Origin of the sequence: Streptomyces sp. NBC_00846 (genome assembly GCF_045207325.1) — a bacterium.
Classification (GTDB): domain Bacteria; phylum Actinomycetota; class Actinomycetes; order Streptomycetales; family Streptomycetaceae; genus Streptomyces.
This window is the reverse complement of record NZ_CP108847.1, coordinates 119,028-131,442: the sequence shown is the minus strand read 5'-3', so window position 1 is coordinate 131,442 and position 12,415 is coordinate 119,028. Positions and strand designations below refer to the sequence as shown.

Below are 12,415 nucleotides of genomic sequence, written 5' to 3'. Positions count from 1 at the left end.
GCTGACCTTCCACCCCGCACATACCCCGGTCGTCTCGAACCTCACCGGCGCCGTGGCCGAACCCGGTGCCATGCAGCAGCCCACGTACTGGCTGCACCAGGTGCGCCAGCCGGTCCGCTTCGCCGACGGCGTCACCACCCTCCAGACCATGGGCGTGACCCGCTACCTCGAACTCGGCCCCGACGGTGTCCTGTCGGGCATGGCCCAGGACACCGCCACCGCCACCGGTGCCGTGTTCGTCCCCGTCCTGCGCAAGGACCGCGACGACACCGACACCACCCTCACCGCGATCAGCCGCCTGTGGACGACCGGCACCGACATCGACTGGACGGCGGTGTTCGCCGGCTGGGGCGGCCGGACGGTCGACCTGCCCACCTACCCCTTCCAGCGACAGCGATACTGGCCCGAGCCCGTCGCCGCACCCACCGGCGGTGAGCTGGTCGATGCCGCGTTCTGGGACGCGGTCGAACGCGAGGACCTGTCCGAGCTGGCGGGTCTGGAGTCGGCCCTGCCGGCACTCGCCGCCTGGCGGCGGCGTCACCGGGAACGCTCGACGCTCGATTCGTGGCGTTACCGGGTCACGTGGAAGCCGCTGGCCGATCCGGTTCCGCCGACGCTGTCCGGCACCTGGGCGATCATCGGTTCCGAGGACGCCGACGTGTCCGCGGCGCTCTCCGCCGCGGGCGCGACCGTGGTCGGGGTGGAAGCCGAAGAGGTGTCGCTGCCGGCTGACGTGGCCGGGGTGGTACTGCTCGCGGACGACGTCGTGGGTGCGCTGGCCGTGGTGCAGTCACTGGCCGGGGTGGATGCGCCCTTGTGGGTGCTGACCCGTGGCGCGGTGTCCGTGGGCCGCTCGGACCGTCTGGTGAGCCCCGGCCTTGCCGCGGTCTGGGGCATGGGCCGGGTCGCGGCCCTGGAGCTGCCGCACCGTTGGGGCGGTCTCGTCGACCTGCCCGAGGTCCTGGACGCGCGGGCGGGTGCCCGCCTCGCGGGTGTCCTGGCCGCCGGTGGCGGCGAGGACCAGATCGCGATCCGTGGGTCCGGTACGTACGGCCGCCGCCTGGCGCGTGCGCTGCCGGCAGGCGTGGTCGGCGAGGGCTGGCAGCCGTCGGGGACCGTGCTGGTCACCGGTGGCACCGGCGCGCTGGGCGCCGAGGTCGCCCGCTGGCTCGCCGACCGGGGTGTGCCGCATCTGGTGCTGACCAGCCGCGGCGGCATCGCCCCCGACGGCCTGACCGAGGAACTCACCCGGCTCGGCACCCGGGTCACCGTCGCCGCCTGCGACGTCACCGACCGGGACGCCCTTGCCGCGGTGATCGCCGGTGTCCCCACCGATATGCCGCTGACAGGCGTCGTCCACGCGGCCGGCGTCGGGGACACGGGAGGGCTGGAACAGACCACCGCCGCGGCGTTCGCGGACGTGGTGCGGGCGAAGGCCGAAGGCACGGTCCTGCTGGACGAACTGACCGCGGATCTGCCGCTCGACCTCTTCGTCGTCTTCTCGTCGATCGCCGCGACCTGGGGCAGTGGTGGCCAGGCCGCCTACGCGGCGGGCAACGCCTTCCTCGACGCCTGGGTCCAGCACCGCCATGACCGCGGACTTCCCGGCACATCCGTGGCCTGGGGCCCCTGGGCCGGAGCCGGTATGGCGGTCCAGGGCGAGGCGGAGCAGGCACTGCGCCGACGCGGCTTGCTGCCGATGGATCCGGGCCTGGCGACTCAGGCCCTGGCCACGGCGGTGGACGGCCGTGAGTCGTGTGTGACGGTCGCCGATGTGGACTGGCCGCGGTTCGCCCCGGCGTTCACCTCGCTGCGGGCCAGCGCGCTGCTGGCGGATCTTCCGGAGGCGGCAGGCGCTCCGGATCCGGTGCGCTCCGGGGAGTCCGGATCGCCGTGGGCCCGGCGATTCACGGGGGCCGCGGTGGAGCACCGTCGCCGGATGGTGCTGGATCTGGTGCGGGCGCAGGCCGCTCAGGTGCTGGGTCATGCGGGTGAGGAGGCGGTGGACGCGGGCCGGGCGTTCCGCGATCTGGGCTTCGACTCGCTGATGGCGGTCGAACTGCGGAACCTGCTGGCCGAGCACACCGGGCTGTCGCTGCCGGCGACGCTGGTGTTCGACTATCCGAGTCCGACGGTTCTGGGTGATCACCTCCTGGCGCAGCTCGTCGGGGACGAGGAGCCGGATTCCGCACTGCCGGCGCGTTCCGCGGGTTCTGCGCCGGACGAGCCGCTCGCGATCGTGGGCATGGCGTGCCGGTATCCGGGCGGAGTGAACTCTCCGGAGCAGTTGTGGGATCTGGTCGAGTCCGCGGCCGACGGCATCACTCCGTTCCCGGCCGACCGTGGCTGGCCCGTGGACGGCCTGGACGGTGTGGCCGGACTGGGCGGGTTCGTCCATGACGCGGACGAGTTCGACGCCGCGTTGTTCGGGATCTCGCCGCGTGAGGCGCTGGCGATGGATCCGCAGCAGCGGCTGCTGCTGGAGGCGGCCTGGGAGACGTTCGAGTCGGCCGGTGTCAACCCCCGCTCGTTGAAGGGCCGCAGCGTCGGAGTGTTCGCGGGAGCCTCGTCGTCGGGGTACGGCAACAGCGGTGTCGCGGGGTCCGAGGGGCATCTGCTCTCGGGCACGGCGAACAGTGTGATCTCCGGCCGGGTGGCGTACGCGTTCGGCCTGGAGGGCCCGGCGCTGACGGTGGACACGGCGTGTTCGTCGTCGCTGGTGGCTCTGCATCTGGCCGCGCAGGCGCTGCGGTCGGGCGAGTGCGGTCTGGCTCTTGCCGGTGGTGTGACGGTGATGGTGAGCCCCGCGGCGTTCGCCGAGTTCGACCGGCAGGACGGTCTGGCCGCCGACGGCCGCTGCAAGTCCTTCGCGGGAGCGGCGGACGGCACCGGCTGGGCCGAGGGTGTGGGTCTGCTGCTCGTGGAGCGGCTGTCCGATGCCGAGCGCAACGGGCACAAGATCCTCGCCGTGGTGCGCGGCAGCGCCGTCAACCAGGACGGCGCCTCCAACGGCCTCACCGCCCCCAACGGCCCCTCCCAACAACGCGTGATCCGCCAGGCCCTCGCCAACGCCCAGCTCACCGGTGCCGATGTCGATGTCGTCGAGGCACACGGCACCGGCACCCGGCTCGGCGACCCGATCGAAGCAGGGGCCCTGCTCGCCACCTACGGCCAAGACCGCGGCGAGGCCGGCGAGCCGCTCTGGCTCGGCTCGATCAAGTCCAACATCGGCCACACCCAGGCCGCCGCCGGTATCGCGGGCATCATCAAAATGATCATGGCCATGCGGCACGGCGTGCTCCCGGCCACACTGCACGTCGACGAGCCGTCCCCGCAGGTGGACTGGTCGACAGGCGCGGTGGAACTGCTGACCGAGGCGCGTCCCTGGCCGGAGTCCCATCGTCCGCGCCGCGCGGCGGTGTCCTCGTTCGGCATCAGTGGCACCAACGCGCACGTCGTCCTTGAGCAGGCGCCGGACCCGGAGCCGGCCCGCGGGGCCGGTGCCGGGGCCGCTCGCGGAACGGGGCCGGTGCCGTGGCCGGTGCCGTGGCCGGTGTCGGCGAAGTCCGAGACCGCGTTGCGGGCGCAGGTGGAGCGGCTGACATCGTTCGTGGCGGGGCGGCCGGAGCTGGACCCGTTGGACGTCGGCTGGTCGCTGGCGACCACCCGGGCCGCGCTGGAACACCGCGTGGTCCTGTCCGACGGGGACGTGCTCGCGGCCGGGGTCGCCGGCGACGGCCGACTGGCGTTCCTGTTCACCGGCCAGGGCTCGCAGCGTGCCGGTATGGGCCTGGGGCTGTACGAGGCGTTCCCCGACTTCGCGGAAGCGTTCGACGCGGTGTGCGCACGGCTCGATGTCCGGCTGGAGCGCCCGCTCCGGGAGGTCCTGACCGACGGCACCGACCTCGACCACACGATGTGGGCACAGGCCGGCCTCTTCGCCCTCGAAGTCGCCCTGTACCGCCTCGTCGAGTCGTGGGGGGTGAGCCCGGACGTGCTCCTCGGTCACTCGCTGGGCGAGATCAGCGCCGCGCACGTCGCGGGCATCCTCGACCTCGACGACGCCTGCACCCTGGTCGCCGAACGCGGCCGCCTGATGCAGGCCCTGCCCCCGGGCGGCGGCATGCTCGCCGTCCAGGCCACCGAAGACGACGTCGCCGAATCCGGCCTCGACATCGCCGCCGTCAACGGCCCGAACTCCGTCGTCCTGTCCGGCACCGCCGAGGCCATCGAGCGCTACGCCGCCCGATGCGCCGAGCGCGGCGTGCGGTGCACCGTCCTGTCGGTGTCGCACGCCTTCCACTCCGCGCTGATGGAACCGATGCTGGACGAGTTCGCGACCGTCCTGGCCGGCCTCACGTTCCGTCCCGCGCACATCCCGGTGGTCTCGAACCTCACGGGAGCCGTCGCCGAGCCCGGTGCCATGCAGCAGCCGGAGTACTGGCTGAACCAGGTGCGCCGGCCGGTGCGTTTCGCCGACGGCGTCACGGCCCTCGAAGCGATGGGCATCACCCGCTACCTCGAACTCGGCCCGGACGGCGTACTGTCGGGCATGGCCCAGGAATCGGTCAGCGAAGCCCAGTTCGTCCCCGTCCTGCGCAAGGACCGCGACGAGACCGACACCACGCTCACCGCGATCAGCCGTCTGTGGACCTCTGGCACCGACATCGACTGGGCGGCCGTGCTCGAAGGCCGGCACGGTCAGGTGGTCGACCTGCCCACCTACGCCTTCCAGCGGCAGCGCTTCTGGCCGCAGTCGACGCCGGGCGGAGTCGGCTCTGCCGGCACCGGGCACGCGCTGCTGGGTGCGGCGGTGTCCCTGGCCGGCGGGGACGGCATGGTGCACCACGGTGTTCTGTCCGTCGACGCGCAGCCCTGGCTCGCCGACCACGTGGTGCTGGGCAGGATCGTGGTCCCCGGCACCGCGCTGCTGGAGATGGCGCTGCACGCCGGGCACGAGGCCGGCTGCGGAGTGGTCAGGGAACTGGTCCTCCAGGCACCGCTGGTCCTGCCTGCGGCGGGAGGCGTCCAGGTCCAGGTCCGGGTCGACGATCCGGACGCGACGGGTGAGCATCCGGTGCAGGTGTACGCCCGTGCCGAGGACACGGACGGCTGGACTCTGCACGCCACCGGCGTCCTGAGTGCCGAGGGACCGGGGACGCCGCCCGGATTCGGTCATGAAGTGTGGCCGCCGCTGCATGCCACCGCGGTGGACCTGGCCGGGTTCTACGAGGCCCTGGTCGCAGCGGGATTCGAGTACGGCCCGGTGTTCCAGGGGGTGCGGGCGGCCTGGCGCGACGAGTCGGGTGTCTACGCCGACGTGGTGCTGCCGGACACGGGCACGAACGCAACGTCCGCCGAGGGACTGGGAATCCACCCCGCGCTGCTCGATGCGGCGTTGCACCCGTGGGGCCTGCTCCCCGGTGACGCCGACGCCTCCGGGCCGCGGCTGCCGTTCGCGTGGTCGGGTGTGGAGCTGTTCGCGGTCGGGGCGACCACCCTGCGGGTGGCGATCCGTCCCGAGGGCGACGGCATCACCGTGCAGGCGGCCGACGGAACCGGTCAGCCGGTGGTACGGGTGCGTTCCCTGATGGCGCGCGCGGTCTCGCCCGAGCAGTTGCCTGCCACCGCGCCCGGTGGCGATCCGTTGTTCGCCGTCGACTGGGTCCCTGCCCCGTCCGCGACCACCGCTGCCGCGGAGGAAGCGACGGATGCCTCGATGTGGACGACGCTGACGGCCAGTCGGACCGGGCCGGTGGGCGACGTGGTCGGCGACGTACTGCGCCGGATCCAGGAGTGGCTGGACGACGCCGATTCCGCGGATTCGCGACTGGCCGTCGTGACCCGTGGCGCGGTTCCGGCCCACTCCGGTGCGGGCTTGGACCCGGTGGGTGCGGCGGTGTGGGGTCTGGTGCGCTCGGCGCAGTCGGAGCATCCGGACCGGATCGTGCTCGTCGACACCGACCCGGCATCCGGCGATCCGTTCGATCCGGCGCTGCTCGCCGGGGTGGACGAGCCGCAGGTAGCGGTCCGCGACGGTGCGCTGCTGGTGCCCCGTCTCGCCCGTACCGCCGCCGGCTCGACCGCTGTGCCGCTGGACGGTGACGGCACCGTGCTGATCACCGGTGGCACCGGAACCCTCGGCGGCCTCCTCGCCCGCCACCTCGCCACCGAACACGGCGTCCGCAACCTGCTCCTGCTGTCCCGCAAGGGCCCCGACGCCCCCGGCGCAGCCGACCTCATCGAGAAACTCGCCGAACTCGGCGCCCACGCCCGCATCGTGGCCTGCGACGCCGCCGACCGCGACGCCCTCGCCACCGTCCTCGACGCCATCCCCACCGAGACCCCGCTCACCGGCGTCGTCCACGCCGCCGGCATCCTCGACGACGGCATCGTCACCGCGCTGACCCAGGAACGCCTGGACACCGTCCTGCGCGCCAAGGCCACCGCCGCCACCAACCTCGACAAGCTGACCCGTGGCAGCGATCTCGCCATGTTCGTGCTCTACTCCTCGGCGTCGGCGACCTTCGGCACCCCCGGACAGGCCAACTACTCGGCCGCCAACGCCTACCTCGACGCCCTCGCGATCCGCCGCCGTGCAGAGGGACTGCCCGGACTGTCCCTGGCCTGGGGCCTGTGGGAACAGGCGAGCGGAATGACCGGACACCTCCAGGACCGGACCGGACGTCTCGGCCCCGGCCTGACCGACGAACAGGGCCTGGCCCTCTTCGACGCCGCCCTCGGCGCGGACCGCGCCGACATCGTGGCGATGCTGCTCGACACCGTCGCCCTCCGATCCTGGAACGGCGCCACCCCGGTGCCCGCGCTGCTGCGCGGCCTCGTCCCGGCCGCCGTCGTCCGCAGGGCGGGCCAGGCCCGGGCCGCGGTCGGCGAGTCGCCGTTGCTGCGGCAGCTTGCCGGTCTGTCGTCGGCCGAGCGGCGCAGGCTGCTCCAGGACACGGTGCTCACGGAGGTGGCCCATGTCCTCGGGCACGCCTCCGCGGACGCCGTCGGGGAACGTCAGGCCTTCAAGGACCTGGGCTTCGACTCGCTCACCGCGGTGGAGCTCCGCAACCGGCTCAACGCCGCCACCGGACTCCGACTGCCCGCAACGCTGGCGTTCGACTACCCGAGTGTCCACGTCCTCGCGGATCACCTGGCCGGTCTTCTGTCGGGATCCGACGTACCGGCCGCCGTGGCGCCCACACGGCCGGTGGCTGCGGACGAACCCATCGCGATCGTGGGCATGTCGTGCCGGCTGCCGGGCGGTGTGGTGTCCCCCGAGGGGCTGTGGGATCTGGTCACGGCCGGCGGGGACGGGGTGACGGACTTCCCCGACGACCGCGGCTGGGACGTGACCTGGAGCGGGGTCTCCGGATCCGGTGGCTTCCTCGCCGGTGCCGGTGACTTCGACGCGGGCCTCTTCGGCATCTCGCCGCGTGAGGCGCTGGCCATGGACCCGCAGCAGCGCCTGCTGCTGGAAGGGGTCTGGGAGGCGTTCGAGTCCGCGGGGCTGGACCCGATGTCGCTGCGCGGATCGTCGACCGGCGTGTACGCCGGAATCATGTACCACGACTACGCCCAGAGCCTGGGCGTAGTCCCGGAGGGTGTGGAAGCCTTCCTGGGCACCGGCAACGCGGGAAGCGTGCTGTCGGGCCGGGTGGCCTACACCTTCGGGCTCGAGGGCCCGGCCGTCACCGTCGACACGGCGTGTTCGTCCTCGCTGGTCGCACTGCACCTGGCTTCGCAGGCGCTGCGGTCGGGCGAGTGCGGGCTGGCGGTGGCCGGCGGTGTGACCGTGCTGTCCACGCCCGCCGTGTTCGTCGACTTCGCCCGGCAGGGCGGACTGTCCTTCGACGGCCGGTGCAAGTCCTTCGCCGCCGCGGCCGACGGCACGGGCTGGTCCGAGGGCACGGCGGTCCTGGTGCTGGAGCGGCTGTCCGACGCACAGCGCAACGGCCACCAGGTGCTGGCGGTGGTGCGGGGCAGTGCGGTGAACCAGGACGGCGCGTCGAACGGTCTGACCGCGCCGAACGGTCCCTCGCAGCAGCGGGTGATTCGCCAGGCGCTCGCCAACGCCCGGGTGGCGGCGGCGGATGTCGATGTCGTCGAGGCCCACGGGACGGGCACCCGCCTGGGTGACCCGATCGAGGCAGGGGCCCTGCTGGCCACGTACGGCCAGGAGCGCGGCGAGAGCGACGAGCCGCTCTGGCTGGGCTCGGTGAAGTCGAACATCGGGCACACCCAGGCCGCCGCGGGCGCGGCGGGTGTGATCAAGATGGTCATGGCGCTGCGGCACGGTCTGATGCCGGCCACGCTCCATGTCGACGAGCCGTCCCCGCAGGTGGACTGGTCGGCCGGTGCGGTGGAGCTGCTGACGGAATCCCGTGCCTGGCCCGAGTCGGACCGCCCGCGCCGCGCGGCGGTGTCCTCGTTCGGCATCAGCGGCACCAACGCCCACGTCATCCTGGAGGCGCCGCCCGCCGCACCGGCCGTCGAGGCGGCCCCGGTACCGACGCGTTCCGGGCTCCCTGCTCCGGTGCCGTGGCCGGTGTCGGCGAAGTCGGCGGATGCCTTGCTGCCCCAGATCGAACGCCTGCGGTCCTTCGTGGCCGGGCGTCCCGCGTTGGACCCGGTGGACGTCGGCTGGTCGCTGGCGACGACGAGGGCCACGCTGGAGCACCGCGCGGTGCTCGCCGGGGACACGACGCTCGCCACGGGTGTCGCGGGCGACGGCAAGACCGCGTTCCTGTTCACGGGGCAGGGCTCGCAGCGCGCGGGCATGGGCCTGGGGCTGTACGAGGCGTTCCCCGTCTTCGCGGAGGCCTTCGACGCGGTGTGCGCGCGGCTCGACGCGCGCCTGGAGCGCCCGCTGCGCGAGGTCCTCGCCGACGGCACCGACCTCGACCGGACGGCGTGGGCGCAGGCGGGCCTCTTCGCTCTCGAAGTCGCTCTCTTCCAGCTGGTCGAGTCGTGGGGGGTGAGCCCGGATGTGCTGCTCGGTCACTCGCTGGGCGAGATCGTCGCCGCGCACGTCGCGGGCATCCTCGACCTCGACGACGCCTGCACCCTGGTCGCCGAACGCGGCCGCCTGATGCAGGCGCTGCCCGCGGGCGGCGGCATGCTCGCCGTCCAGGCCACCGAGGCCGACGTCGCCGACTCCGGCCTGGACGTCGCCGCCGTCAACGGCCCGAACTCCGTGGTGCTGTCCGGAGACTCGGACGCGATCGAGCGGTACGCCGCCCGATGCGCCGAGCGCGGCGTGCGGTGCACCGTCCTGTCGGTGTCGCACGCCTTCCACTCCGCGCTGATGGAGCCGATGCTGAAGGAATTCGCCGTCGTCCTGGACGGGTTGACGTTCCGCCCGCCCCGGATCCCGGTCGTCTCCGACCTCACCGGAGCCGTCGCCGAGCCGGGTGCCCTGCAGGAGCCCGCGTACTGGCTGGACCAGGTCCGGCGGCCGGTGCGGTTCGCCGACGGTGTCACCGCGCTCGAAGCGATGGGCGTGACGCGGTACGTGGAACTCGGCCCGGACGGCGTCCTGTCGGCCATGGCCCAGGAGACCGTCAGCGACGCCGCGTTCGTCTCCGTCCTGCGCAAGGACCGCGACGAGACCGACACCGCGCTCACCGCGGTCAGCCGGCTGTGGGCTTCCGGTGCCGACGTCGACTGGACGGCCGTGTTCGCAGGGTACGGCGGCCGGACGGTCGACCTGCCCACCTACGCGTTCCAGCACGAGCGGTACTGGCCGCAGCCGAAGACGGCCCCCGGCGATCTGGGCGCCGTCGGTCTGGCGGGCGCCGGACACTCGCTGCTGGGTGCGGCGGTGTCGCTCGCCGAGGGCGACGGGATGGTGCTGACCGGCCGGCTGGCGGTCGGTTCGCAGCCGTGGCTGGCCGACCACGCCGTGCTGGACCGGGTCGTGGTTCCCGGGGCCGCGCTCGTCGAGATGGTGCTGCGGGCGGGCCGGGAGGTGGGCTGTGGACTGATCCGCGAGCTGGTCCTTCAGGCACCGCTGGTCCTCCCGGCCACAGGCGGCGTCCAGGTCCAGGTCCGGGTCATGGCCCCGGACGCGCCGGACGTGTCCGACGAGCGGTCCGTACAGGTGCACGCGCGCCCCGACGGCACGGAGACGTGGACCCTGCACGCCTCCGGTGTGGTCGCCGCATCGGGTGCCGAGGCGCCGGGGTTCGATCTGGCGGTCTGGCCGCCGAAGGACGCGACATCCGTCGAGGCCGAGGGCTTCTACGACGTCCTGGCCGGCGCGGGCTTCGGGTACGGCCCGGTGTTCCAGGGCGTGCAGGCGGTGTGGCGGGACGAGTCGGCGGTCTACGCCGAGGTGGTGCTGCCGGAGCAGGCCGTGAGCCAGGTCGACGGGTTCGGCATCCATCCGGCGCTGCTCGACGCGGCGTTGCATGCCTCCGGTCTCGTCGCGGGCGACACCGAGGCCTCCGGGCCGCGGTTGCCGTTCGCCTGGTCGGGTGTGGAACTGTTCGCGGTCGGGGCGACGGCTCTCCGGGTGGCGATCGTCCCCGCGGGTGACGGAGTGTGCGTCAAGGCGGCCGACGGCACGGGTGCCCCCGTGGCGATCGTCCGTTCCCTGGTCTCCCGTGAGCAGTTGCCGGTCGCCGCCGCCCGCGGCGACGCCCTCTTCGCGGTCGACTGGGTGCCCGCGTCACCGGCCGCGGTGACGGATGGGGCTGCCGAGGACGGGGCGGACGGCTCCGCGTGGACGGTGTTCTCCGTGGGAGACGGGCCGGTGGAAGCGGTCACCGGTGACGCGATGCGCCGTATCCAGGAGTGGCTGGACGCGGAACAGAACGATGACGCACGGCTGTCGGTGGTGACGCGGGGTGCCGTGCCCGCGGGGTCTGTCGTCGGTGTGGACCCGGTGGGTGCGGCGGTGTGGGGTCTGGTGCGCTCGGCGCAGTCGGAGCATCCGGACCGGATCGTGCTCGTCGACACCGACCCGGCATCCGGCGATCCGTTCGATCCGGCGCTGCTCGCCGGGGTGGACGAGCCGCAGGTAGCGGTCCGCGACGGTGCGCTGCTGGTGCCCCGTCTCGCCCGTACCGCCGCCGGCTCGACCGCTGTGCCGCTGGACGGTGACGGCACCGTGCTGATCACCGGTGGCACCGGAACCCTCGGCGGCCTCCTCGCCCGCCACCTCGCCACCGAACACGGCGTCCGCAACCTGCTCCTGCTGTCCCGCAAGGGCCCCGACGCCCCCGGCGCAGCCGACCTCATCGAGAAACTCGCCGAACTCGGCGCCCACGCCCGCATCGTGGCCTGCGACGCCGCCGACCGCGACGCCCTCGCCACCGTCCTCGACGCCATCCCCACCGAGACCCCGCTCACCGGCGTCGTCCACGCCGCCGGCATCCTCGACGACGGCGTCATCACCGCGCTGACCCAGGAACGCCTGGACACCGTCCTGCGCGCCAAGGCCACCGCCGCCAGCAACCTCGACAAGCTGACCCGCGACACCGACCTCGCCATGTTCGTCCTCTACTCCTCGGCGTCGGCGACCTTCGGCACCCCGGGCCAGGCCAACTACTCGGCCGCCAACGCCTACCTCGACGCCCTCGCGATCCGCCGCCGTGCGGAGGGACTGCCCGGACTGTCCCTGGCCTGGGGCCTGTGGGAACAGGCGAGCGGAATGACCGGACACCTCCAGGACCGGACCGGACGTCTCGGCCCCGGCCTGACCGACGAACAGGGCCTGGCCCTCTTCGACGCCGCCCTCGGCGCGGACCGCGCCGACATCGTGGCGATGCTGCTCGACACCGTCGCCCTCCGATCCTGGAACGGCGCCACCCCGGTGCCCGCGCTGCTGCGCGGCCTCGTCCCGGCCGCCGTCCGGCGGGCCGGCCAGGCGGCCGTGCGGGAGCCGCAGCTCCCGAAGAGGCTGGCCTCGCTGTCGCCCGCCGATCAGAGCCGCCTGCTCCAGGACACGGTGCTCACGGAGGTGGCCCATGTCCTCGGGCACGCCTCCGCGGACGCCGTCGGGGAACGCCAGGCCTTCAAGGACCTGGGCTTCGACTCGCTCACCGCGGTGGAGCTCCGCAACCGGCTCAACGCCGCCACCGGACTCCGACTGCCCGCGACACTGGTGTTCGACTACCCGACCTCGGCGAAGCTTGTCGATTTCCTCGCCGCGGAGCTGCTTCCCCGGCAGGAGATGGCCGCCACGGCCCTGCTCTTCGACAAGCTCCAGGAGATCGAGGCCGGTCTCGCGCAGACCGCGGACGCGGCGGCTGTCACGAAGCTCGTCCGGCGCCTGGAATCCATGATCTCCAAGTACGGCGACGACGGTATGCGGCAGGTCGCCGCCCCTTCGGTGGTCGACGCGCTCGACCAGGCGACGGACGACGAGATGTTCGCGTTCATCGACAGGGAGCTCGGCGATGACTAG

At 73.2% G+C, this 12,415-nt stretch carries 1 protein-coding gene (running past one end of the window); it reads left to right on the top strand.

From position 1 onward, the window contains the following. Positions 1 to 12,415 carry the final stretch of a type I polyketide synthase gene (locus OG936_RS38375; RefSeq protein ID WP_331755243.1) on the top strand. The gene continues 21,569 nt to the left of window position 1, outside the view, so the window shows 12,415 of its 33,984 coding nt (coding positions 21,570-33,984); its start codon lies off the left edge, out of view; it ends in the stop codon at positions 12,413 to 12,415.